Annotated in this window: 20 protein-coding genes (1 of these 20 cut by a window edge); 5 read left to right on the top strand and 15 right to left on the bottom strand. The window is 73.3% G+C overall.

From position 1 onward, the window contains the following. Together LOK46_RS08135 and metG are read right to left on the bottom strand one after the other, a co-directional pair. Positions 1 to 413, bottom strand: the 5' portion of a protein-coding gene (locus LOK46_RS08135) for a TatD family hydrolase (protein ID WP_273563305.1). The gene continues 388 nt to the left of window position 1, outside the view; the window shows 413 of its 801 coding nt (coding positions 1-413); it begins with the start codon at positions 411 to 413; its stop codon lies off the left edge, out of view. Positions 414 to 493: 80 nt separating this feature from the next. Next, a complete protein-coding gene (gene metG, locus LOK46_RS08130) occupies positions 494 to 2,071 on the bottom strand; it encodes a methionine--tRNA ligase (protein WP_273563304.1) in 1,578 nt (525 codons plus the stop codon). Between the two features lie 1,318 nt (positions 2,072 to 3,389). Between metG and LOK46_RS08125 the strand changes: the two genes are divergently transcribed. After that, positions 3,390 to 4,364, top strand: a complete 975-nt coding sequence (locus tag LOK46_RS08125; RefSeq protein ID WP_273563303.1) for a helix-turn-helix domain-containing protein — start codon at positions 3,390 to 3,392, stop codon at positions 4,362 to 4,364. Positions 4,365 to 4,485: 121 nt separating this feature from the next. Here LOK46_RS08125 and LOK46_RS08120 read toward each other — a convergent pair whose 3' ends face one another. The 6 genes from LOK46_RS08120 to LOK46_RS08095 form a co-directional block, all read right to left on the bottom strand. Further along, positions 4,486 to 5,538, bottom strand: coding sequence for a DNA polymerase III subunit delta' (locus LOK46_RS08120; protein WP_273563302.1), 1,053 nt, complete (start codon positions 5,536 to 5,538; stop codon positions 4,486 to 4,488). A gap of 153 nt (positions 5,539 to 5,691) precedes the next feature. Next, on the bottom strand, positions 5,692 to 6,414 hold the full coding sequence (gene tmk, locus LOK46_RS08115) for a dTMP kinase (protein WP_273563301.1): 723 nt from the start codon (positions 6,412 to 6,414) through the stop codon (positions 5,692 to 5,694). 10 nt (positions 6,415 to 6,424) lie between these two features. Continuing rightward, positions 6,425 to 7,669: a D-alanyl-D-alanine carboxypeptidase family protein gene (locus tag LOK46_RS08110; RefSeq protein WP_273563300.1), complete on the bottom strand. Its 1,245-nt coding sequence runs from the start codon at positions 7,667 to 7,669 to the stop codon at positions 6,425 to 6,427. A gap of 181 nt (positions 7,670 to 7,850) precedes the next feature. Then, positions 7,851 to 9,176: a septal ring lytic transglycosylase RlpA family protein gene (locus LOK46_RS08105; protein ID WP_273564561.1), complete on the bottom strand. Its 1,326-nt coding sequence runs from the start codon at positions 9,174 to 9,176 to the stop codon at positions 7,851 to 7,853. A gap of 502 nt (positions 9,177 to 9,678) precedes the next feature. Further along, a complete protein-coding gene (locus LOK46_RS08100) occupies positions 9,679 to 10,002 on the bottom strand; it encodes a ribbon-helix-helix domain-containing protein (RefSeq protein WP_012318488.1) in 324 nt (107 codons plus the stop codon). Further along, positions 9,986 to 10,633, bottom strand: a complete 648-nt coding sequence (locus LOK46_RS08095; protein ID WP_012318487.1) for a ParA family protein — start codon at positions 10,631 to 10,633, stop codon at positions 9,986 to 9,988. Before LOK46_RS08095 ends, LOK46_RS08100 begins: the two co-directional genes overlap by 17 nt. Positions 10,634 to 11,005: 372 nt before the next feature. On the opposite strand from LOK46_RS08095, the gene LOK46_RS08090 reads away from it, so the two are divergent. Both LOK46_RS08090 and LOK46_RS08085 read left to right on the top strand, forming a co-directional pair. Beyond that, positions 11,006 to 11,566: a PAS domain-containing protein gene (locus LOK46_RS08090; protein ID WP_273563299.1), complete on the top strand. Its 561-nt coding sequence runs from the start codon at positions 11,006 to 11,008 to the stop codon at positions 11,564 to 11,566. Between the two features lie 148 nt (positions 11,567 to 11,714). Then, on the top strand, positions 11,715 to 13,352 hold the full coding sequence (locus tag LOK46_RS08085) for an acyl-CoA synthetase (RefSeq protein ID WP_273563298.1): 1,638 nt from the start codon (positions 11,715 to 11,717) through the stop codon (positions 13,350 to 13,352). A gap of 15 nt (positions 13,353 to 13,367) precedes the next feature. On the opposite strand, the gene LOK46_RS08080 is transcribed toward LOK46_RS08085, so the two are convergent. Beyond that, on the bottom strand, positions 13,368 to 13,553 hold the full coding sequence (locus tag LOK46_RS08080; RefSeq protein ID WP_041372294.1) for a hypothetical protein: 186 nt from the start codon (positions 13,551 to 13,553) through the stop codon (positions 13,368 to 13,370). A 287-nt stretch (positions 13,554 to 13,840) separates the two neighbouring features. On the opposite strand from LOK46_RS08080, the gene LOK46_RS08075 reads away from it, so the two are divergent. Both LOK46_RS08075 and LOK46_RS08070 read left to right on the top strand, forming a co-directional pair. After that, the gene (locus LOK46_RS08075; protein ID WP_273563297.1) at positions 13,841 to 15,169 is read left to right on the top strand and encodes an alpha/beta hydrolase; all 1,329 of its coding nucleotides are present in this window, start codon (positions 13,841 to 13,843) and stop codon (positions 15,167 to 15,169) included. Between the two features lie 229 nt (positions 15,170 to 15,398). Continuing rightward, positions 15,399 to 17,645: a TonB-dependent siderophore receptor gene (locus LOK46_RS08070; protein ID WP_273563296.1), complete on the top strand. Its 2,247-nt coding sequence runs from the start codon at positions 15,399 to 15,401 to the stop codon at positions 17,643 to 17,645. A gap of 153 nt (positions 17,646 to 17,798) precedes the next feature. On the opposite strand, the gene LOK46_RS08065 is transcribed toward LOK46_RS08070, so the two are convergent. From LOK46_RS08065 to hflX, 6 genes are all read right to left on the bottom strand, one after another. After that, positions 17,799 to 19,358: a PhnE/PtxC family ABC transporter permease gene (locus tag LOK46_RS08065; RefSeq protein ID WP_273563295.1), complete on the bottom strand. Its 1,560-nt coding sequence runs from the start codon at positions 19,356 to 19,358 to the stop codon at positions 17,799 to 17,801. Further along, positions 19,358 to 20,062 (bottom strand): ATP-binding cassette domain-containing protein, encoded by a 705-nt coding sequence (locus tag LOK46_RS08060; RefSeq protein ID WP_273563294.1) that lies wholly within the window; start codon positions 20,060 to 20,062, stop codon positions 19,358 to 19,360. The genes LOK46_RS08065 and LOK46_RS08060 overlap by 1 nt, the downstream gene beginning before the upstream one ends. A gap of 5 nt (positions 20,063 to 20,067) precedes the next feature. Continuing rightward, entirely contained in the window at positions 20,068 to 21,006 is a 939-nt protein-coding gene (locus LOK46_RS08055; protein ID WP_273563293.1) for a putative selenate ABC transporter substrate-binding protein, read from the bottom strand. Between the two features lie 138 nt (positions 21,007 to 21,144). Next, a complete protein-coding gene (locus tag LOK46_RS08050; RefSeq protein WP_273563292.1) occupies positions 21,145 to 21,432 on the bottom strand; it encodes a hypothetical protein in 288 nt (95 codons plus the stop codon). 199 nt (positions 21,433 to 21,631) lie between these two features. Continuing rightward, positions 21,632 to 22,945 carry an adenylate/guanylate cyclase domain-containing protein gene (locus LOK46_RS08045; protein WP_273563291.1) on the bottom strand — a complete coding sequence of 438 codons (1,314 nt, stop codon included), beginning with the start codon at positions 22,943 to 22,945 and terminating at the stop codon, positions 21,632 to 21,634. Beyond that, on the bottom strand, positions 22,945 to 24,357 hold the full coding sequence (gene hflX / locus LOK46_RS08040) for a GTPase HflX (protein ID WP_273563290.1): 1,413 nt from the start codon (positions 24,355 to 24,357) through the stop codon (positions 22,945 to 22,947). The genes LOK46_RS08045 and hflX overlap by 1 nt, the downstream gene beginning before the upstream one ends. Between the last annotated feature and the right edge of the window lie 37 nt (positions 24,358 to 24,394).

The raw sequence follows: 24,394 nt of genomic DNA, 5'->3' as shown, positions 1-24,394 counted from the left end.
ATGTGGTCGTCGGCGTCCCGGGCGTGGATCACGAGCGGCAGGCCGGAGAGCCGGGCCGCCGCGATGTGGGCGCGCAGCACCCGCTCCTGCACGGCCTCGGGGGCGGCGTCGGTGTAGTGGTAGTCGAGGCCGGCCTCGCCGATCCCGACGCAGCGCGGGCTGGCCTGGGCGAGGCCCGCGATCGTCTCGGCGGCGACGTCCGGCTCCTCGGCGGCCCCGTGGGGATGGGTGCCGATCGTGTGCCAGACCTCGGGATGGGCCTCGGCGATCGCCCGGTAGGTGCCGGTCTTGGCGACCCGGGTGGCGATCGTGAGCATGCCCGTGACGCCGGCGGCCCTGGCGCGGGCGATCACGCCCGGGAGGTCGGCGGCGAAGTCCGGGAAATCGAGATGGCAGTGGCTGTCGATGAGCATCGGGTCTCGGGGCCGTCGGGCGGCAAGGGTCTCAGGCGGCAAGGGTCTCAGGCGGCAAGGGTCTCAGGCGGCAAGGGTCTTCAAGCGGAGGGCGTCTCGGGGCGCTCGAAGCGCGGGAAGATCGGCGCGGGGGCGGGGAGCGCCGTGCCGGGCACGAGCCGGCCCCCCTCCCCCACATCGGCGAGAATGCGCCGGTCGGCCGGCACCGCCAGCAGGTCGAGGAGCTTGGCCGCCGCCCCCGGCACGAAGGGCTGGGTCAGGATGCCGAAGACGCGCAGGCTCTCCAGCGTCGTGTAGAGCACCGCGCTCATCCGCGCCGGGTCGGACTTGCGCAGCTTCCACGGCTCCTGGGCGGCGAAGTAGCGGTTGGCCTCCGCGACCACGGCCCAGATCTCGGCCAGGACGGTGTGGAGCGCGAGCTCGCCGATGAGGTCCCGGGCCCGCGCCGGCAGGGCGTCGGCCTGGGCCAGCAGGGCCGTGTCGGCCGCGTCCAGGGCGCCGGGATCCGGCACCGCGCCGTCGCAGTTCTTGGCGACCATCGAGAGCGAGCGCTGGGCGAGGTTGCCGAGGTCGTTGGCGAGGTCGGCGTTGATCCGGCCGATGATCGCCTCGTGGCTGTAGCTGCCGTCGCCGCCGAACGGCACCTCGCGCAGCACGAAGTAGCGCACCGGGTCGACCCCGTAGGTGTCGGCGAGCTCGAACGGGTCGAGGACGTTGCCGAGCGACTTCGACATCTTCTCGCCCTTGGAGAGCAGGAAGCCGTGGCCGAAGACCCGCCTGGGCAGGGGCAGCCCGGCCGACATCAGGAAGGCCGGCCAGTAGACCGCGTGGAACCGGACGATGTCCTTGCCGATGATGTGCAGATCCATCGGCCAGAATCTTTTTCTCGGGCTCGAATCGTCGGGGAAGCCGGTGACGGTGAGATAATTGGTGAGCGCGTCGACCCACACGTACATGACGTGGTTCGGATGGCCGGGCACCGGCACGCCCCAGTCGAAATTGGTGCGGCTGACCGAGAGGTCCTTGAGGCCGGAACGCACGAAGCTCGCCACCTCGTTCCGCCGGGTCTCCGGCCCGATGAAGCCGGGCTGCTCGTCGTAGAGCGTCAGCAGCCTGTCCTGGTAGGCGGAGAGCCGGAACAGGAAATTCTCCTCCTCCATCCACTCGACCGGCGTGTCGGTGGCGAGGCTGCGGCGGCTGCCGTCCTCGAGGAGCCGGGTCTCGGACTCGTCGTAGTAGGCCTCGTCGCGGACCGAGTACCAGCCGGCATACTTGTCGAGGTAGATGTCGCCGTTGGCCTCCATCCGCCGCCAGATCTCCTGGGCGGCCGCGTAATGGTCGGGCTCGGTGGTGCGGATGAAGCGGTCGTAGGCGCAGTCCATCCGGTCGGCCATGGCCTGGAACCGGGCGGCGGTGCCGTCCACGAAGGCGCGTGGGCTGGTGCCGGCCCGGGTCGCGGCCTGCTGGATCTTCAGCCCGTGCTCGTCGGTCCCGGTGGAGAACAGCACGTCGTAGCCGTCGAGCCGGTGGAAGCGCGCGACGGCGTCGGCGGCGATCACCTCGTAGGCGTGGCCGATATGGGGCGCGCCGTTGGGGTAGGAGATCGCGGTCGAGAGACCGAAGGTCTTTCGGGGATTCGCCGGGGCGTTGGACGTCACGTCTGTGGTGTTCCGGATGAGCGCGGGAAGCTGCCCGCGTTGTCGCGCGGCCCGCGCCGGGACGCAACCGTCGCGGCCCGCGGGCGCGGTGCCCGGCCGGGGACGCGGGGCGAATCCCCACCGGTGCCGGACACGCGTCATCGTCCCCGCGCGCTCGTGGCGCCGGGGGCATGGCCCGGGAAACCGCACGAGGGACGCGGGACGCCGCGGGAACCCAGGTGTCGGCCAGGTACGCGCGGGATCCGATCCCCGCGGCGCCCCGCGGCATCGGCCGGGCGCCTGCCCCGGCCGGTGCCGTCTTTCTCGTCGCGGCGTCTCCGGCGTCCCGGTCCTGCGACTCCCCGTCAGCGGTCTCGGGCGAGGTGCGCGCACGCCGTGCCCGCACCTCCGGAACCCGCATCGGCGCCGTGGCCTTCCAGCCGTCCCCCGCCTCGTAGTGGGCGGGTCCGCAGGTCGCTCAGGTTCGGCCCAGACGCGGGTCGGCGCGGGGGCATTTCCTCACCCCGCCGGGCACAGTGCCGCCCGGTCTCACGCCCGCGTCCGAGGCACGCCCCGCACCGGTCCGCCGCCCGGGGCGATGGCGGCTGAGAGCCACCGACGCGGGCGCCGCCCCGTCCCCGGACCCGCCCGGTCAGCCACCGGGCGGGCCCCCGAAGGATGCCCCGGGATCGCTCCCGGGACGCCGCGGACAGGTGCGGTCAGGAAGCACAAAATAGGAACATTGTCAAGGAAAACTGAGCCGCGCGGCTCGGTCGACGCGCGCCTCTCCGCCCTCGCGAACGCAGCGAAGCGACGAGAGGGCGGCGCGACGTCATTGAGCGGGGCGCGACCCTGGCTCGCTTCGCTCCGCTCGCAAGGACGTCGGTGCCGAAGAACCATCGGCCGCTGGCACCGTCACAGGGGCCGAGCCCTGCCGGCGTTCCGTCGCGCCTCCGGATCGGTGCACCGCGCACGGCCGCCATCGACGTCACATCGGCCCGGAATGCCGAGCGCCAGCGGACGCAGATCCGTTCGCTAAGTTTTTCTCAGAGCTTGAGGGACGCAGAATCGTGACATATGAGCGATTCGAATCGGTATTGCCGGATCTTTGCCGACAAAGTCTCTATAGGGATCGGACGGACGATCGGCGAACATTCGATATATTACTAATCATCGAGAAAAGAAATCAGTTATTGCTGAATTGGTCGATCGAATATGGGGGTGATGTGATCTATCTGTCGTCGATGAGTTGTCTTCAGGTCACGCTTCGGGGCACCCGGCTCCGCGCAACGGACGGGTCCTCCGGAGGGCGCGCGCCAGCGCCTCTCCGAGCGGCCTGATGCTCCGGGTCTTCTCGACGGCCGGGACACATCCCCGGACGCGCTTCAAGCTCTGGCAGGAGGTCGTCGCCGAACGGATCGGGCCGATCGAGCAGCGCCGGCGCGCCGACGGGCCGTTCGCGGGCGAGATCGAGATCGGCGCCGTCGGCCCGCTGACATTCAGCCGGATCACCCAGAGCGCCCTCACGACCACGATCACCGCCGATACGGTCCGGCGCCGGCCTGACGGGCTGATCCGCGTGAACTTCCGTCTCGCCGGCTCGTCCACCTTCCAGCAGCATGGCCGCGAGGCGGTGCAGGGGACGGGAGACCTCACCGTCATCGACCATCACCCGGGCGTGCTGGACGCGCGCACGGATGGCCAGACTCTGGTCATGGCCCTGCCGCGGGAGCGCCTCGAGGGCATGCTCGGATCGGCCCGGCTGTTCGCGGCCCTGACGATGCCCGCCGGATCGGCCACGACCCGCCTGGTGACGACCTTCTTCGGGGATCTGCTCCGGGTGAACCGGCAGCTCTCCCCCGAGGCGGCGGAGCGCATGGCGACCATCGGCGTGGATCTGATCGCGGCCGCGCTCGCGGATCGGATGGCCCGGGAGGTGCCGCATTCCCTGCACGGCAGCGTCGTGGTCCAGCGCGCCAAGGCCCATGTCGAGGCGAATCTCGGCGACCAGACCCTCGATCCGCCCCGGCTCGCCGCCGCGATGGGCGTGTCCCTGCGCCGGCTCCAGGAGCTGTTCCACGAGCGCGGCCAGCACATCTCCGACTGGATCTGGGAGCGCCGCCTCGCGGCGGCGGCCAGGCGCCTCTCCGATCCGATCAGCCTGCACCGTTCGATCGGCCTCGTGGCCTATGAGTGCGGCTTCGCGAACCAGGCCCATTTCGCGCGGCGCTTCAAGGATCGCCACGGCCTGTCGCCCCGCGCCTACAGGGAGGCGGCCGCCCTGCGGCTGTCCGGCAGCCAGCCGGATCTGTGAGACGCCGCGACTCCGGTGCCGGTCGGGCTCGGCCGGGACCCCGGCGCCGTCCCGCTGCGCGGCGCGTCCGGAGCCCGGGCTCCCCGCACGGCCCCGGGCCGACGGGAGCGCCCGCCGGGCCTTAAGCCACCGCCGCGAGATCCCCGAACAGCGACAGCACCACCGGGCGCCGGTCGAGGTTGTAGATCGCCGCCTCCCGGGCGGCGCGGCCGAACCGGTCGGCGACCTCCACCAGGGCGGCGAGGCGGGCGGGGGGCTCGTCCCGGCGCCGGTCGAGCTCGGCCGAGACGAAGCGCAGCACCGCGTCCTGGGCGGCCTCGAACCGCGCCTCGGCGTCGCGGCCCGCCAGGGTCTCGGCGAGCTTGAGCACCCGGCCCCAGTCGGGCGTGCGCGCCCGCGCCAGCAGGGTCTCGATCTCGGCCACGAGGCCGGCGGTCACGGGATCGAGCATCGCGAGCGCGCGGGCGACCGAGCCCTCGCACTGGGCCAGCGCCCGGGCCAGGGCGGTCTCGTCCGGCTGCGGGAAGGGCTCGGGCAGGCCGCGCACCACCCGGGCGACGTCCTCGGCCGGGAGCGGGCGCAGCATCAGCGCCCGGCAGCGGGAGCGGATGGTCGGGAGCAGCCGGCCGGGCTGGTGGGACAGGATCAGGAACAGCGCGCGGGGCGGCGGCTCCTCCAGGACCTTGAGCAGGGCGTTGGCGGCGTTGGCGTTCAGGTCCTCGGCGCTGTCGAGGATGCAGACGCGCCAGCCGGAATCCGCGGCCGTCGAGGCGAACAGGTCGAGGGCGCGGCGCACCGCGTCGACCGAGATCTTGGTCGGCAGCGTCTTGGCGCCGGCGATCCGGTGACGGCGCAGGACTACGAGGTTCGGGTGCGACAGGCCCGCCACCTTGCCGAGGACGGCGTCGCCCGCCGGCACGGCGAGGCCCGCCGGGCCCCCGCCCGCGGGGTAGGCGAGCAGGCGCCGGGCGACCCGGTAGGCCAGGGTCGCCTTGCCGATGCCGGGGGCGCCGCCGATCAGCCACGCGTGGTGCAGGCGCCCCGCCGCGATGGCGGCCGCGAAGGCGTCGGCCGCGGCCGCGTGGCCGACGAGCCCGAGGGTCTCGCGCGGGCGCGGGATCCCGGCGAGGTCCCCGGGCTCGACGTCGTCGGCGGCGCGGTCGGTGGGCTTCACGGGGCGGGTCTCACGGGGCGGGCTTCATGAAGTGGGTCTCACGGCGCGGGCCGGCGGGCTCCGATCTGGGCGGCGCGCCCGCGCGACTGCTTACACGGCCGCCGGCCAGGATGGGACCGGTCGGGCCGGGACTGGTCCCGCCCACGCCGCCGCTCACGCGGCGTCGCCGCTCCGGCCCGCCCCCGCCGGCCGGTCGGGCAGGAGCGCCGGCAGCCGGGACGCGACGGCGGCGCGGATCGCCGCCTCGACCGCGTCGGGGTCGCGGGACGCGTCGATCACCGCGCAGCGCTCCGGTTCCGCTCGGGCGATCGCCAGGAAGGCCTCCCGCAGCCGGACGTGGAAGTCGAGGGCCTCGGCCTCGAACCGGTCGGCCCCCTGCCCCGTCCGGGCGCCGCGCCCGGCCGCGCGGGCGAGGCCGGATTCGGGGGCGAGGTCGAGGATCAGGGTGAGGTCGGGCCGGGTCGGGCCGACGACGACCCGCTCCAGGGCGTCCACGAGCCCGGGATCGAGCCCCCCGGCGGCGCCCTGGTAGGCCCGGGTCGAGTCGATGAACCGGTCGCAGAGCACGGTCTCGCCCCGGCGGAGCGCCGGGCGGATCAGCCGGTCGAGATGGTCGATTCGGGCGGCGCTGAACAGCAGGGCCTCCGCGAAGGGGCCGTAGGGCTTGGCGACGCCGTCGAGCAGCGCCGTGCGGATCTCCTCCGCCCGCGGCGAGCCGCCGGGCTCGCGCGTCACGCAGACGGGCCGCCCCGAGCGCGCGCGCAGGGTCGCGGCGAGGCGGGCGATCTGGGTCGACTTGCCGGCCCCCTCCCCGCCCTCGACGGTGATGAAGGTGCCGCCCGCCGCGGCGGGATCCCCGGACGACGGCCCGGTCACGCGCGCGCCGTCACGACGGGTTGGCCGCCCCGGCAGCACCCTTGTCGGCCCCCTTGTCGGTTCCCTTGTCCCCGCCCTTGCCGGCCCGGTCGAAGGCCTTGCGGACGAGGCCGGTGCCGAATTCCAGCGCCGCGTCCATCGCCCGCTGCGACAGGGTGCCGGGCTCCACCGCGGCGCCGGCGAAGAGCGGCTGGTCGAGGGCGACGGTGTCGCCGCGCTGGACGCGCAGGATCCCGACCCGCTGGCCCTCCTCCACCGGGGCGATGAGCGGCCCGGTATAGATCGCCCGGGCGCTGACCCGGTCGCTGGAGCCCCGCGGCAGCAGCACCCGCACGGGCTTCTTCGCCACCAGCGGCACCGAGCCCGACTGGCCGCCGAACACCGAGGCCTCGGCCACGGTCTCGCCCGGCGCGAAGACCTGCCGGGGCTCGAAGGCGCGGAACCCCCACTCCATCAGCTTGCGCGCCTCGGAGGCGCGGTCCCGGGCGGTCTTGAGGCCCGAGACCACCAGCACCAGCCGCTGGCCGTTCTGCACCGCCGAGCCGGTGAGCGCGTAGCCGGATTCCTCCAGGTAGCCGGTCTTGAGCCCGTCCGCGCCGATGTCGAGGGCGAGCAGCGGGTTGCGGTTCTGCTGGCGGATCTTGTTCCAGGTGAACTCCTTCTCGGCGAAGATCTTGTAGTAGTCCGGGTAGGTGTCGATGATGTGCAGCGCGAGCTTCGCCATGTCCCGGGCCGTGACCTTCTGGTCGGGCGCCGAGTAGCCGGTGGCGTTGCGGAAGGTCGAGTTCGTCAGCCCGATCTCCTTGGCGCGCTGGTTCATCAGCCCGGCGAAGGCCTCCTCGGAGCCGGCCATGTTCTCCGCGATGGTGATGGCCGCGTCGTTGCCCGACTGTACGATCAGGCCGCGCAGCAGGTCCGACATCTTGATGCGGCTGTTGACCTGCGCGAACATCGACGAGCCGCCGCCCCCGGCCCCGCCGCGCTTCCACGCGTCCTCGGTGACGGTGAACTCCGTGTCCATCGACAGGCGGCCGGATTTCAGCGCCTCGAACACGATGTCGGTGGTCATCAGCTTGGCCATGCTGGCCGGCGAGAACCGCTCGTCGGCGGCCTTCTCGAACAGGACCGAGCCGGAATCGGCGTCGATCAGGATCGCGTGCGGGGCCGCGGTCTGGAAGCCCTGCGCGGCGGCGGCGGCGAGGCCGGCGCCCAGCGCGCAGGCGGCCGCGAGAAGGGTGAGAAGGGGTCTGCGCATCACCGTTCCGTCCCGCGCCTGCCGTCGGGCCGGAAGCATCCCGGCCGTATCCCAATAACAAGCGTGACCATATTACGGTTTCGGCGCCGGATCGAATGCGAAATGCCGCATCGGCCGCCGGGTCGGCCGCCGGATCCGTCGGGCGGTCCGGGCGGGTCCACGCCGGACCCCGGAGCCGCCGTCAGTAGATCCCGGCGAGGCGGGCGTGTCCCGCCTTCGCGGCGGTCTTGTTGGCCGGCCCCTTGGCGGCGGGGGCCTTGGGGGACGTCTTGGCGTTGGCGTTGGCGTTGGCGTTGGCGGAGGCAGTCCCGGCCGCCTTGGCGGGCGCCGCCGCGAGGCGGGCCATGGCGAGCTTGGCCGCGGCCGGCATCGCGGCCGGGGACGCGGCGTGCGGGGAAGTCGACGGTCCGGACGGCGCCCTGGCGAGCTTCACGGGCGCGGGCGCCGGCGCCGCCCGGCCGCGGGCCTCGGCGGGCGCCGGGCCGGCCTTCGGGCCGGGCTTTCCGGCGGCATGACCGTGCGCCGGCGGCGCGGCCGGGGTGAGGGCCGGGGCGAGGGCCGGGTTGAGACCCGCGACCTTCAGGGTCCCGGCGCCGCCGCCCCTGGCCGCGACGGCCGGCACGGGGGCGGGCCGGAACTCGCGCACCCGCGGGGCGGTGGGCTGCACGGCCGCCGGGACCGTCACGGCGGCCGAGGCCAGCACGATCGGCGCGCGCACCGGCGCCGTCCGCTCGGGCCGGGTGGCCGGGGCCTCGGCGGGCGCCTTCTCGGCCTCCTCCGCCTCCTGGGCGGGCTTGAAGGCCAGCGCCGGGGCGGAGCGCGTGTAGCGCTCCGTGTCCTCCGTCGGGCCGAGATCGGCCACCATCACGGTCGAGCGGCCGGCCGGCCGGCCGTCGGTGCGCAGGCTCGCGAGGAGCTTGCGGTCGTCGCTGCCGGCCACCGAGGCCTTGCCGACATACTCGACGCGCACCCGCGCGGTGCCCCTGCGGTGGAAGCCCAGCGCGTCGGCCGCCTCCTCCGACACGTCCATGACCCGGCCGGCATGGTAGGGGCCGCGGTCGTTGACGCGCACCAGCATCGAGTAGCCGTTGTCGAGGTTCGTCACCCGGGCGTAGCTCGGCAGCGGCAGGGTCGGGTGGGCGGCGGCGATCGAGTGGCGGTCGAAGACCTCGCCGTTGGCGGTCATGCGGCCGTGGAAGGCCGAGCCGTACCAGGAGGCCAGCCCCTCGCGCACGTAGCCGTTCGGGTTCTCCTTCGGCACGTAGGTCTGGCCGGCCACCACGTAGGGCTTGCCGGTGTAGCGCCGCCCGCCGCCCTTCGGGATCACGTCGCCCTCGTTGTAGAGGCGCGGGCTCGCCTTGACCCCGTATTTCGGGTCGATCCCGTTCCCGGCGACGAGCTTCTGCTGGGGCGAGGTCGCGCAGTTGGCCGTGGCCAGGGCCACGCCCGAGACGGCCATGAGCCGCAGGGCGAGGCGCGCCGGCCGGGGAAGCGTCGTGCGCACCATCGTGGGGTTCACCAAACTCTACGCGTGACCGGGGCCCGACCGGACCGGAGCCGGCCGCGTGCACAGGGCCGCGACCAGTCCACCCAGATTTGTAGCGGTCGCGTAAAGGAAGCCTGAACGATGGGGCCCGGCCGGGTTCAGGGAGCGGGCCATCCGGCCGCCCAGATCTCGAGCGATGCGCGCGGATCGGCGGGCAAGCCTCTGTCCGAGAACGGAGTTTTCAAGATCGTGGCGGCGCGCGCATCCGACCGACCCGGGGCGCGGCGCCCCGAGTTTCCGTGTGGGAGCGGGGCGAGGTCAGGATCGCGACGCCTCACGACAGGGCCGGTGCGGAGGCGGCGCGCGGGTTGGGCCGCGCCGCCCTTCCGGGGCGCCGGGGCGCGCCGGGAAGGCGGAACCGTCGTCAGTGCCCGGCGCCGGCGCGGTGGCGCGGCCGCCGCACGCGCGGCAGCGGCACGGCCCGGAGCGGCCGCGCCGCCCCGGGCGCGGGCCCGGCCCGCCCTCAGCGGGACTGCGTGTCGGTGAGCTGCGCGATCGACTGGGCGCCGCGCTGCTTGAACAGCAGGTCGAGGCCTTCCAGCATCAGCGCGTGCATCTTGGTCCGCTCGGCGTAGGCGAGGTCGCGCAGCTGGTCGTAGACCGGCGGCTCCAGGTAGACCGACATCTGGCGGGCGCGCTGCTTGAGCGTGGCCGCCTGCTTCGGCGCCGGGGGCGCGAGGGTGAGCGACACGATCTCGGCGCCCTGCGGCCGGGCCGCCAGGGGCCGGGCCGGCGGGCTCGCCGACGCCACGATCGCCGCGAGGCTGAGCTTAGGCGGCTTGGACATGCTGGCCCGTCCTCAGGGACTGCGTGCGGCGCTCGATCCAGGACCAGAGGCGGCGGACCTCGCCGGCGGCCTGGCCCTTGGGGTTGAACTCGGTGACGCCCTGGCCGAGGCCGATCGCGTCCTGGTGGTCGGTGCGGGCGACGATGTTCACGTCGGGCAGGATGCCGAGCACCGCGAGCCCGTCCGCGGCGTCGCGGACCCGGTAGGAGCGCGGCGGGGTCTGGTTCAGCACGAAGGCGAACTTCTTCTCGAGCCGGTAGACGGCGGCCAGGGTCGGCTTGAACGCCCGCAGGTCCGCGGGGGTCGGCCGGCACGGGATGATGCACAGGTCCGCGGCGCGGATCGCCGAGAGGGTGCCGGTGGAATCGACGCCGGGCGTGTCGATGAACACGTAGTCGTAGGCGGAGTCGCGCAGGCGCTCCATCACGGCGTCGATCTGGGTGGCGTCGATCTGCGCCACCTCGGGACCGTCGGCCGTGCGGTGGTCCAGCCAGTCGGAGATCGTGGCCTGCCGGTCCATCTCCAGGATGCAGACCGTGTGGCCCGCCTCCCGGGCGGCCACCGCCAGGGAGATGCACAGCGTGCTCTTGCCGCTGCCGCCCTTCTGCGTGACGAAGGTGATCGCTTTCATCCCGGGCGTCCTCCAGAAGGCCCCATCCATCCGTCCGGGCGCCCGCAACCGCCGGTCGCCGCGCCGTCTGTGCCAACCTCAGGTATGGGATTCGCGGTGTGCCGCGATCCTGTGACCCAAGGATGTCCGGGCACAGCTTGGGGCCGGCATGGTTAACGAGCCGTTAAGACCACGGTCCGTCGCGGATATCCCCGCCCAGTGCGGCCGCAGGACAGCGGTCTAAACTTCAAGTTAAGATTCTTGGCATATAGAGGGTTAACAGCCTTTCCAGCGACGCCCGGATACCGTAGCGTGAGCGCGGGTGAGACGAGGAGCTTGGTGGGGGTGAAAACCTCAAGTTTAAAGACAAGGATCGCCCCATCGAGGAATGGCATGTCCGAAGCCCCGATCCCGCAATCCATTCTGGAGGCCTCCGGCGTCGTGGGCACCTGGGCCCACGATTACTGGGCGGGGCAGCTGGCGCTCTCGGCCCCGCTCGCGGATCTGCTCGGCCTGGACCCCGAGGCGGCGGCCGCCGGCGTGTCCCTGGAGGCCTTCCTCGACCGCACCCATCCCGAGGACCGCGTCCGGATCGAGAGCTACCTCCACGCGGTGGCCGAGACCGGCGGCCCCGTCGAGGCGGAGTTCCGCACGAGGGACACGCGCACCGGGATCCGCACGCTGCTGATGCGCGGCCGGATCGAGCGGGACCCGACCGGCGGGGCGACCCGCGGGCGCGGCATCGCCATCGACCGCACCGAGGAGCAGGCCGCCAACCTCGTGCAGAGCGAGCGGGTGGTGAACCGGATGGCCGAGCACGTCATCGCCCTGCGCGACCTCGCCCGCGCCCTGCACCGGCCGACGCTCACCGACCGGATCGAGCACCTGATGATCGAGATCGGGTTCGAGCTCGCCCGCTTCCTGCCCGAGCCCGAGGACGAGCCGCGCCACTGAGCGCGCGGCTCGGCGCGCGATTCGGCGCGCCACGCAGCCCGCCACGCAGCCCGCACCGGGCCGCCGGTGCGGAAGCCCCGCCGGACCGATTGATCGCGCCCGTTCCGGCAAGCTACTGTCCCGGCAATACTTTGCCGGGAGGACGGGGATGGCCCGCGACACGATCTACGACCGCGACCTCGACCGCGTCCCGGCCAACCACCAGCCGCTGACGCCCCTGCTCTACCTGGACCGGGCCGCGCGGGTGTTTCCCGACCACCTGGCGGTGGTCCACGGCCCCCTGCGGCGCTCCTACCGGGAGGTCTACGCCCGCGCCCGCCGCCTCGCCTCGGCGCTGGCGGCGCGCGGGATCGGCCGCGGCGACACCGTGGCGGCGCTGCTCGCCAACACCCCCGAGATGATCGAGTGCCACTACGGCGTGCCGATGACCGGGGCGGTGCTCAACACCCTCAACACCCGCCTCGACGCCGACGCGATCCGCTTCTGCCTGCAGCACGGCGAGGCGACGGTGCTGATCACCGACCGCGAGTTCTCCCGGACGGCCGCCGCGGCCCTGGAGGGGCTGGAGCCCAAGCCTTTCGTGATCGACGTCGACGATCCCGAGTACGACGGCCCGGGCGCCCGCCTGGGCGCGACCGACTACGAGGCCTTCCTGGCCGGGGGCGACCCGGAGCACGACTGGCGTCTGCCCGACGACGAGTGGGACGCGATCACCCTGAACTACACGTCGGGCACCACCGGCGACCCGAAGGGCGTGGTCTACCACCATCGCGGGGCGGCGCTGCTGGCCCTCGGCAACGTCATCACGGGCGGGCTCGGCCAGCACCCGGTCTATCTCTGGACCCTGCCGATGTTCCACTGCAACGGCTGGTGCTTCCCCTGGACCCTGTCGATCGTGGCCGGGACCCATGTCTGCCTGCGGCAGGTGCGGGCCGAGGCGATGTACCGGCTGATGGCCGAGCACGGGGTCACGCATCTCTGCGGCGCGCCGATCGTCATGCAGATGCTGATCAACGCCCCCGACGCCGAGCGCCGCGACCTGCCCCGCCGCGTCGCCTTCTTCACCGCCGCCGCGCCGCCGCCGGAGGCGGTGCTGGCCGGCATGTCGGAGGCCGGGTTCGACGTGACCCACCTGTACGGCCTGACCGAGAGCTACGGGCCGGCGGTGGTCAACGCCTGGCACGCCGACTGGGACGCGCTCGCCGCCGACCAGCGGGCGGCCAGGAAGGCCCGCCAGGGCGTGCGCTACCCGGTGCTCGAGGCCCTCGACGTCCGCGACCCGGAGACGCTGGAGCCGGTGCCCGCCGACGGGGCGACGATCGGCGAGGTGATGATGCGCGGCAACGTGGTGATGCGCGGCTACCTCAAGAATCCCGCCGCCACGCAGGCCGCGTTCGCGGGCGGCTGGTTCCGCACCGGCGACCTCGGGGTGAAGCACCCGGACGGCTACGTGCAGCTCAAGGACCGCTCGAAGGACATCATCATCTCGGGGGGCGAGAACATCTCGTCGATCGAGGTCGAGGACGCCCTGTTCAAGCACCCGGCGGTGGCCGCGGCCGCGGTGGTGGCGAGGCCCGACGAGAAATGGGGCGAGACCCCGTGCGCGTTCGTCGAGCTCAAGGCCGGCGCGACCCCCACGGCCGACGAGCTGATCCAGTGGTGCCGCGGGCGGCTGGCCTCCTACAAGCTCCCCCGCCACGTGATCTTCGGCGAATTGCCCAAGACCTCCACCGGCAAGGTGCAGAAGTTCATCCTGCGGGAGCGGGCCCGGCAGGACGGGGCCTGATCGGCGCCCGGCCGGTCAGGCCTGCGGCGGATCCCGGCGGTCGGCGCGGACCGGGACCGGCACGGCCTTCGGGGCGGATCCGGCGTCGCGGAGGTCGGCCAGGATCTGGGCGACGAACGCCTGGAGCGACACGAGGCTGAACAGGGTGATGGACGCGACCAGGGCGGCGGAGACCAGGGTCTTGGCGGTTTCGGGATCCACGGCGGGAGTCCTTGGCTTCGCCCCGCCGCGGGCGATCCGGGCGGGGGGCGCCGCTGGTGGCGCCGGTGCTTCCCCAAGGTGGGCGCGCCGCCCGCGCCGCGCCAGCACCGCCGCGGTCGCGCCTGGCATGCGCGGAGGGCCGGGCTCGACCGCGATTCAGGTTACCGCGACGCTTCGTCCGACCGGGGCGTGATCGCGCGGGACCGTGCAGCTTTCCCGGCTGGCCGAACGTTCCGTTTCCCGCAATAAGCGCCGGCGCGGAGCGGCGCGCATCCGGGAGAGACGGCATGGCCGGCAGCGGCATCGCGGGCGGTATCGCGGACGGCATCGCGAGCGGCACCCGCGCGGCGCGCCGCGCCGGTCAGGGGCTGATCCTGGCCGCCGGGCTGGGGGCCGGGCTGATCGCGGGGCTGGCCGCGGGTCCCGCCCGGGCCCAGGGGGCCGTCCCGGCCCAGCCCGCGCCCCCTTCGAATGCCCCGTCCCAGCCGGCGGCGCCCGCCCCCGCCCCCGCCCCGCCGGGCCCGGCCGAGCCGGTGACCCGCGCCGGCTACTTCTACATCGGCGGCCGCTACCAGAAGCTCGGCGACAAGACCGTGATGGTCGGCCAGATGTTCGTGCAGTCGCGCACCCCGGCCCGGATCACGCAGCCCTACCCGGTGGTGATGGTGCACGGCCTCGCCCAGACCGGCGTGAACTACCTCGCCACCGCGGACGGCCGCCCCGGCTGGGTGCAGCGCTTCGTCGAGAAGGGCTACCAGGTCTACGTGGTCGATCAGGTCGGGCGCGGGCGCTCGGGCACCAACCCGGAGGTCTACGGGCCCTACGACCGGCTCGGCACCCGCAGCCTGGAGCGCACCCACACGGCCCCGGAGGTCTACGACCTCTACCCGCAGGCCAAGCTCCACACCCGCTGGCCGGAGGGGCCCGGCGTGCAGGGCAACGCCGCCTTCGACCAGTTCTTCGCGAGCCAGGTCCCGTTCCTCGCCAACAGCCAGCAGACCGAGGAATGGGTCGACCCCGCGCTGGTGGCGCTCCTCGACAAGATCGGGCCGGCGATCCTGGTCACCCACGGCCAGGCGGCCCTGTTCGGCTGGGCGGCCTCGGACGCGCGGCCGGACCTCGTGAAGGCGCACGTCGCCGTCGAGCCGAACGGCCCGCCCTTCTTCGACGTGCAGTTCCGCGGCGGCAAGGAGTTCTGGGAGAAGACCGGTGACGGGCGCGCCCGCGCCTACGGGCTGACCCGCATGCCGCTGACCTTCGACCCTCCGGTGAAGGCGCCCGAGGACCTGACGGTGGCGCAGCAGGCCAAGGGATCCGAGTCCCGGCCCGACAAGGCGGCGGACGGGCGGATCCGCTGCTGGCTGCAGGGCGAGCCCGTCCGGACCCTGCCGAACCTCGCCAAGGTGCCGGCCGTGGTGGTGACCGCGGAGGCCTCCTTCCACGCCACCTACGACGACTGCACGGTCGCGTTCCTGACCCAGGCCGGCGCCAGGCCGGACGTGGTCCGGCTGGCCGACCAGGGCCTCCGCGGCAACGGCCACATGATGATGCTGGAGACGAACAGCGACGCCGTCGCGGACGTCCTGGCCGGCTGGCTCGCGGGCCGCGTGAAGTAGCCCCGCGGGACCGCTTCCGCCGCACCACCGATACGTGTCGCTACGGCAACAGCCGTCGCCTTCCGCGTGAAGGCCGCTTGCGGCCGCGCGCGGCTGTCCGTAGTCCGGTGTATAGAAAGATCAAGTATTACAGTACTTTATCACAATTCTAAACAGCGCGGCTGAGACGTCGGAGGCGAATCCGGCGCGCGCGGCCGGCTGCCCGCAGCGTCGCATCCGGCAAGAGACCATGAGAGCCGCCCACCCCCTCCCCCGCCTGCCCCTGCGCGCCCTGCTCGCGGGCGCCTCGCTCGCCGTGATGGCGCAGGCGGCGCCGAGCCTCGCCCAGGACGCGGCGCCGCGCCGCGGCGGCGCCAACCCGCCGGCCGGCGGCAGCGTGCAACTCGAGGAGCTGAGCGTCACCGGCCAGGGCGGCCCGGCCTCCGCGGTCCGCGCCGGCGCGCCCGTGCGGGGGGCGGAGAGCCCGACCGGCCCGATCGACGGCTACGTGGCCCGGCGCTCGGCGACCGCGACCAAGACCAACACCCCGCTGATCGAGACCCCGCAATCGATCACCGTCGTGGGCCGGCAGCAGCTCGACACCCAGAACGCCCAGACCCTCACCCAGGCGACCCAGTACGTCGCCGGCACCTACGCGGGCACCTTCGGCGCCGACACGCGCCTCGACTTCTTCCAGCTCCGCGGCTTCGTGGTCAGCGATTACGGCCTCTACCTCAACGGCCTGCAGCTCCTGAACTACGGCTTCGCCTACAGCCGGGTGAACACGTTCGGGCTGGAGCGCATCGAGGTGCTGCGCGGTCCCTCCGCGGTGCTGTTCGGCGCCGGCAATCCCGGCGGCCTGATCAACCAGATCAGCAAGCGCCCGACCGAGACCCCGTTCGGGCTCATCGAGGTCGGCGGCGGCTCCTTCGACCAGCGCTACGCCGCCTTCGACGTCGGCGGCCCGGCCGACGCCGAGGGGCACTGGTTCACCCGCCTGACCGGCTACGCCCGCAACGGCGGCACGCAGGTCCAGGGCGCGCCGGACGACAGCTACTACATCGCCCCGGCCTTCACCTACAAGCCGGACGGGTCGACCAAGTTCACGGTCCTGTCGAGCTTCCAGCACGACAACACGGCGGTGACGGCGAACTTCCTGCCCTACTACGGCACGGCCCGGCCGACCGTGCTCGGCCTGCGCATCCCGCGCTCGCTCAACGTGGGCGACGCCGGCTTCAACACCTTCCAGCGCGACCAGGCCTTCATCGGCTACGAGTTCGAGCACGTCTTCGACGACACCTGGGCGGTGCGCCAGAACGCCCGCTACGCCTACACGCAGAGCTACCAGAATTCCTATATCGGCCAGCTCGGCTACACCGACCCGCTCCAGACCCGGCTCGGCCGCTACCTGTTCCGCGATTCCGCCAAGATCGCGCAGCTCGACGTCGACACGCAGGCCGAGGCCAAGTTCTCCGACGGCTTCTTCCGCCACGACTTCCTGATGGGCGTCGAGTACCGGAACTTCCAGATCCACGACAACCAGGCCTCGGGCTTCCCCGGCCCCGACCTCAACATCCTCGCGCCCTCTTACGGCCCACAGGCGGTCTCGGCCTCGCCCTACCTGATCAACGCCAACTCGTTCCAGCAGGTCGGCCTCTACTTCCAGGACCAGATCAAGCTCACGCCGGAGCTGACCCTGATCCTCGGCGGCCGCCAGGACTTCGTCCAGAACACCGTCTACGACCGCCTGACGCCCGCCAACACCAACGGCCGCAACGACAGCGCCTTCACCTACCGGGCGGCGGCGATCTACAACTTCGACTTCGGCCTCGCGCCCTACATCATGTACGCGACCTCGTTCCAGCCCCAGATCGGCGTGGACATCAACAACCGCACCTTCAGGCCCGATACCGGCGATCAGGTCGAGGGCGGCGTCAAGTTCGAGCCGCCCGGCCAGGGCTACTTCCTGACGCTGGCGGGCTTCGACATCCACCGCAACAACGTGCTCACCCCCAACCCGGTGAACACGATCTTCCAGACGCAGGTCGGCGCGGTGCGCTCCACCGGCTTCGAGGCGCAGCTCGTCGCCAACGTCGCCGACGGCCTCAACCTCGTGGCGTCCTTCACCAAGTTCGACTTCACCACCGAGCGGGATGCCGACCCGGTGCGGGTCGGCAAGACGCCGGTCAACATCCCCCAGACCCTGGCCTCGCTGTTCGCCGACTACACCATCCCGCTCGGGCCGTGGCGCGGCTTCGGCTTCGGCGGCGGCGTGCGCTACGTCGGCAGCTCGTTCGCGGACGTCGGCAACACCCTGCGGGTACCCGACTACGTGCTGTTCGACGCGCAGGTGCACTACGATTACGAGAACTGGCGCTTCCAGGTGAACGCCTCGAACCTCGCCGACCGGCGCTACGTCGCCTCCTGCCAGTCGAACGTGTCGTGCTTCTACGGCGACGCCCGGCGGGTGCTGGCGAAGGTCAGCTACAGGTGGTGAGGCGGCTCGGGCGGTCCCGTTGGCGACCGCCCGCAGCATGGTGACCAGCCCCGTCATCGCGAGCGTAGCGAGGCGATCCAGGGCAGCGCGACATCGGCGGGCGTGGCGCTGCTGGATTGCTTCGCTGCGCCCGCGAGGACGGCGGCGCCCGGATCAGCCGTCCGCAGCCTCCGCCCCGGTGATCGGCTGCGGGCCCGACAGCCGGGTCGGCAGGGCGTCGATCCGCAGGGACCGGCGCAGGGCCCGCGAGAAGGCGTCGACCGCCACCGTCACCAGCGCGGTGGCGGCGATCAGCACGACGGCCACGTCGAGGCGCAGTTCCGAGATCGCGGCGTCCACGTAGAAGCCGAGCGTCGCGACCCCCAGGATCCCGAAGATCGCGCTCTCCCGCAGGATCAGCTCCCAGCGGTAGAGCAGGTAGGCCAGGAACTGCCCGTAGAGTCGCGGCACGGTCTCGTAGGCGTAGAGGTCGAGGCCCCGCGGCGCGTCGGCCCGGTAGGGGATCGCGTCGGCGTGCCGGCCCATCAGGTAGGCGACGATGCCGGCATTGTGCAGCGCCAGCGCCAGGATCGCCGGCAGCATCGAGGGGCCGAGCAGCTGCAGGCCCACATAGGCCAGCATGTATTCCGGCGTGGAGCGCACCACCACGAGTAGCGCCCGCCCCAGGGGCCGCCCGACCGGGCCGGCGAAGCGCCGCGCGGTCAGCGGGAACAGGACGAGGGCCCCGAGCGCGGTGGCGGCCAGGGCGATCTGCGCCAGGACCAGGGTCTGGGCGGTGCCGGGCAGGACCTGCTCGGTCAGGATCGGGCGCAGCCACGACCAGAGCCGCGCCCAGGTCTCGGGCTCGGCGAGCGGCGCGCCCCGGAGCGGGGCCGGCACGACGTCGTGGCCGAGGAAGCGGGCGAGGCTCGGGCCGATCGCCGCGCTGCCGACGGTCGGCGGCAGCGCCAGCGCGGCGCCGACGAGGAGGACGGGCAGGGTCCGGGCGCGCACCCAGAGCCGCCGCGTGCCGATCAGCGCGTAGAAGATCAGGAGCAGCGCCCCGGCCTCGGCGTAGCGGCCCTGGCGGAAGGCGGATTCGAAGGCGAAGCCCATGGTCGGCAGGCCGATGAAGCCGAGCACGAGGCTGGAGCGCAGGCCGCATTCCAGGCGGTAGAGGGTGTAGTCGCGCATCCGCCCGGCCACCTCGGGCAGGCGCGCGTACAGGAACGCCGAGACCGCGCCGGTGCCCGCGGGCAGGACCCGGAGCGCCGCGAGGTCGGCCTCCTCGATCAGCTCGGCGTAGACCTTGGCGCAGATGCCCGCGTAGGGCAGCGCGATGGCGAGCACGCCGGTGGTCGCCGACAGGCCGAAGACCTGCATCAGCAGCAGCGCCCAGAACAGCTCGTGGACGGCGCGCAGGCCCGCGCAGGCGAGCCGGACGGCGCGCGAGCGGGCGAACGGGATGGCGAGCAGCAGCCCCGTCCCGGCCCCGAGCCCGACGCCGAGCATCGCGAAGGCCACCGTGGTGACGACGCTCCAGCCCTCGACGGCGAGGAAATCCGGCCGGACCAGGCCGTCGAGGAGCCGGGCGAGGTCGGCGAAGGGGTGGAGCGTCGTGACCTGCAGGTCCGCCACCAGCAGGCCGGCGAGCGCCGCGGCCAAGAACCAGCGGCTCGCCGCCGCGTAGCCCGGCCGCGGCAGGAGGGCGGCCTTGAGCGCGCCGGCGCGCATCAGGCGGCCTCGTAGAACGGGCTGAGCCGCGCCGGGTCGAGGCCGGACGAGGGCGCGTCGAGGACGATCCGGCCGGCCTCCAGCACCACGATCCGGTCGGTGTGGGCGAGCGCCAGGGTCACGTCGTGGAGCGCCAGGATCAGGGTCTCGTGCCCGCGGGCCAGCTCGGCCAGGATCCGGCCGCCCTGCTGGCGGTCCAGAGCCGAGACCGGCTCGTCCCCCACCAGGATCGGCCGGCCGTTGTACAGGGCGCGGGCCACCGAGACGCGCTGCTGCTGGCCGCCGGAGAGCTCCCCGGCCCGGGCCCAGAGCCGGTCTGCGAGCCCGACCCGGTCGAGGATCGCCTCCACGGCGGCGACGTCGGCCCGCGCCGGCCGGACCAGCGTGCGCAGGTTGTGCAGGGTCGAGCGCCGGTCGAGGCGGCCCATGTAGACGTTGTGGAACACCGAGAGCGGCCGCACCAGGGCGGCCGCCTGGGGCACCAGCGCCACCCGCCCGGGGGCCTGCCCGTGGATCAGGCCGATCAGGGTCGACTTGCCGGCCCCCGAGCGCCCCATGAGCGCGACCCGCTCGCCCGCCCGCACGGTCAGGTCGAGGCCCGACAGAACCGGGCGCCCGTCATAGGCCGCGGAGGCGTTCGCCAGGACGATGGCCGCGCCGGAATCCGCGCCGGAATCCGTGCCGGCTGCCGCGCCGCGCGACACGGGCGTCAGTCCAGGAGGCCGGTGGAGCGTCCGACCTCGACGAGGGGCTCGTAGGCCGCGTTGGTCACGGGGATGAACTTCGAGCGCCCGAACGGCTCCAGGATCGCCGGGTCGGCGATGCCGGTCAGCGCGGCCCGCAGCCTGTCGGTGAAGCCGGCGCCGTAGGTCTGCTCCACGTCGCCCCGCACGGTCCACTGGTAGTCGGGGAAGGTCGGGCTCTCCCAGATCACCGCGACGGCCTTCGGGTCGACCTTGCCGGCCTTCGAGTCGAGGTCCCAGACCGAGTAGTCGACGGCGCCGACCGCGAAGGCGCCGGACTGGACCAGCTGGATCGTGCGGGTGTGGTCGCCCGAGAAGCCGACCCGGGCGAAGACCTGCTCGGGGGTCTTCCCCGGGAAGGCCTGCCGGATGAAATACTCGGGCATCAGCCGCCCGGAGGTCGAGGCGCGGGCGCCGAACGTGAAGGTCTTGCCCGCGACGTCCTTCGGGAAATCCTTCTCGGGCTTCAGGCCGGTGGCGGCGTTGGCGATGAGATAGGTCTTGAACGCCGCGTCCTCGGCGCCCTGCGCGATCGCCTGGGAGCCCGGGACGGCCTTGCGCGCCTGGACGCCGGTGAAGCCGCCGAACCACGCGAGCTGCACCTGCCCGTTGGTGAAGGCGGTGACCGCCGCCGGGTAGCTCTTCACCGGGATGTAGCGCACCGGCACGCCGAGCCTGGCCTCCAGATAGGCGGCGACCTTGCCGAAGCGCTCGACCAGGCGGCTCTCGTCCTGGTCGGGGATGCCGGTGAACACGAGGGGCGGGAGCGCCTTCGGGGCCGGCTTCTCCTGCGCCCGCGCCGGCCCGGCGGCGGCCAGGGCCGCCAGGGCGCCCAGGGCGAGCCGCCCCAGCCAGCCCGGTCCCGGCTTCGATCCCGGCTTCGATCCCAGCGTCGATCCCTGCATCGCGTCCTCGTGGCACCACGCCCACGCACGGTGGGCCCGCAATCCGGTGGCGGGCGTAGCAGAAGCCGCCTCGCACGCCACCGTCAGGCGCTGTTGATTCCCGAAAACGGGTCAAACCGGAAGCTCTCGGAGATCCGATCAGCTATCCGCGGCCTGAAAACATCCGAATCCGGCGCCGGACCGATCAGCGGTGGCGGCGATGGTGACGACGAGGGCGCGCATCCGGTGGGCGCGGTGCACCAGCGCCCGCGCCTCCATCCGGGCGTAGCGGTGCACGCGGCCGAAATTGCCGTCGCCCCGGGCGGCGGCGTTCCGGTCGCGGCCGTCGCCGGGAGCCGCGAGCGTCGGGCTGGCGGCGCCGACGACGAGGCCGAGCGCGCGCGCCGCGGATGAGCTTGTTCGTGGGAGAATCTCGTCTCTCCGCAACCCTGTGCCGCGCCGACCGAACGGGTCATCCGCGGCCCGGTTCCGACGCGATGGGGCCGGCGGTGCGGCATCCTGCGGCGGAGCGCGGCCCCGGTCCGCGCCGGGTCGACATCGCGCGCCGCGGCCCGATCCCGGGCCGCGCGACGCCCCCGGAGAGGCACCTCCGGTCCGGGCGGTGACGGCCGGACCGGGCGCTCCGCTACGCCGCGATCGAGAACAGGGTCAGGTGCTCCGGCAGGTCGGCATCCGGCACCGGCGCCGCCCGGATGCCGGACGGGAGCGTCCCGTCGAGCAGGTCCAGGAAATGCCCGGAGGCGGCGAGTTCGATCTCGGCCGCCTTGGCCCGGGTCTCGATCCGCGCCAGGGCGTTCATCGCCGGGCCCAGCACCGTGTACTCGGCCCGCACCCCGTCGTCGAAGACCCCGACCAGGAGGTCGCCCGCGTGCAGGGCGACGACCACCCGCAGGGCGAACAGCCCCTCCCGGGCGCGGGCCGCGTTGAGCGCGGCGATCCGGTCGTGGATCGACAGGGCGCAGGCGAGCGCCGCGCGCGCCTGGGCGTCGGGGTGTCCGACGACGAACTGCACCAGCACCGCGTCGCCGATGTACTTGTCGACGAGGCCGCCCTGCTCCGCCACCGCCGCCTGGGCGGCCGCCCGGACCGCCAGCAGGGCCGTCACCATGGCCTCGGGCGGGTGCTCCCGGGAGAGCCGCGAGAAGCCGCGGATGTCGAGGATCATCAGGCAGGCGTGGCGCCGGTGGATGCCGAGGCCGGAATCGCCGTCCTCGGCGGCGAGGTCGAGGGCGACCGTGTCGGGCACGAAGCGGGCGAGCTGGGAGCGCTCGTGCTCCATGCGCAGGGCCCGCGCCACCGCGGCGCGCAGGCGGATCATACCGTCGACCACCAGGAGGCCCGCCGCCATGAAGGTGGCGAGCCCGGTGACCTGCGCGGTCGGGAAGGTGTCGGCGTTCGGGAACAGGTCCGGATGGACCAGGCCGACCAGGAAGGCCGCGCTCCAGCAGACGGTGACGAGCCCGCAGAACAGCAGGGTCTGCGCCACCCGCATGCTCAGGCCGGTCTGGAGCAGGAGCAGGAAGGCGGGCAGGCGGCTCACCGCGTCGGCGCCGAGCCCGGCCCCGCCGCCGGCCAGCATGTGCTCGATGATCACGTAGACGGCGAGCCCGGCATTGAGCCCGGTGCCGGCCCAGCTGTAGGCGCTGGCCGCGGGGCCGCCGCCACGCTCCCGCAGCCCGAACCAGATCGTGCCGAGGCCGTACAGGGCGAGGATGAACCAGTGGCTCAGGGCGTGCAGCGAGCCGTCATAGGCCTGGGCCGCCATCAGCAGCACCAGCACGATCACCACCCGCAGGCCGAGCAGGCGCAGGCCGCCGCCGGCCTGCATGGCCCGCAGCACCGCCTCGTCGTCCGATCCGGGATCCGCCCGGCGCTCGGCCGGAGCCCGCGCGGGCTGCAGCGCGGAGAGCGTCGGGTTGCCGGCGCTGCCCGAGGCCATCAACCGCCCCGGCCGAGGCGCCGGGCCGCCGCGAAGCGGTTGAGGAAGCGCGGCTCCTTCTCGGGGGCGATCCGGATCGCGAGGTGCAGGGTGCCGTCGGCCTCGGAGCGGCGGTCGAGGATCTCGGCGTTCTCGTAGAGCCAGTTCAGCGCCGCCCCGTCCTCCGGCGGCAGCGCCACCGCGAAGCTCGCGCGGTTGCGCCCGATCCGCGCCTCGATCCGGCTGGTGAGCGCGGCGAGCCCCTCCCCGGTCAGCGCCGAGACCAGGACCGGCGCGGCGCTGTCGCGGTCGTTGCGGGCCCTGGCCTGGCCGCTGAGGTTCAGGAGGCGGGTGCGCTCGTCGTCGTCGAGGAGGTCGGCCTTGTTCCAGACCTCGATGATCCGGTCGGCGCTGGTCTCGATGCCGAGCTCGCGCAGGACCTCGCCGACATCCTCGGCCTGGGCCTCGGAATCGACGTGGGAGACGTCGCGCACGTGGAGCAGCACGTCGGCCTCGATGGCGTCCTCGAGCGTCGCCCGGAAGGCGGCGATCAGGGGCGTCGGCAGGTCGGAGATGAAGCCCACCGTGTCGGACAGGATCACGGTCTCGCCGTGGGGCAGCTTGGTCGCCCGGGCGGTGGGGTCGAGGGTAGCGAACAGCATGTCCTTGGCGGTGACCTCGGCCCGGGTCAGGGTGTTGAACAGGCTCGACTTGCCGGCGTTCGTGTAGCCGACGAGCGCCACGATCGGGTACGGCACCCGCGCCCGGCTCTGCCGGTGCAGGCCCCGGGTGCGCACCACCGCGTCGAGGTCGCGCTCGATCCGGGTCATGCGCTCCTGGATCATGCGCCGGTCGGCCTCGATCTGGGTCTCGCCGGGGCCACCCAGGAAGCCGAAGCCGCCGCGCTGGCGCTCGAGGTGGGTCCACGAGCGGACGAGCCGGGACTTCTGGTAGGCGAGGTGGGCGTGCTCGACCTGCAGCGTGCCCTCCCGGGTCGAGGCGCGGCGCCCGAAGATCTCGAGGATCAGGCCGGTGCGGTCGATGACCTTGGCGCCCCAGGCCTTCTCGAGGTTGCGCTGCTGCACCGGCGACAGGGCGCAGTCCATCACCACGAGGCCGATCTCGCGGGCGCGGATCAGGCCGGCGATCTCCTCGACCCGGCCCTTGCCGAGGTAGGTGGAGGGCCGGATCCGCGGCAGGCTGACGGCGAGGCTCTCGACGACGTCGAGCTCGATCGCGGCGGCGAGGCCGGTCGCCTCGTCGAGGCGGGCCTCCACGGAGCGCGACGGCGCGGCCGGTCCGGGGCCGGCCCCCGGCGCGCCGCGCGCGAGGTAGGGGCCGATCACCAGGGTGTGGGTCGCCGCGGCGATCTCGCCCTCGGGGGCGGCCTGCGCCTGGAGGCGGGCTTCGCCGGACGTCAGCGTCTCGCTCATGCAGCCTTTGGCACCGCCGGGAGGCCGGCGGCTTCGT

The organism is Methylobacterium sp. NMS14P, assembly GCF_028583545.1.
GTDB lineage: Bacteria > Pseudomonadota > Alphaproteobacteria > Rhizobiales > Beijerinckiaceae > Methylobacterium.
Note: the sequence above shows the minus strand (reverse complement) of the source record. Positions and strands in the feature narration are given on the sequence as shown.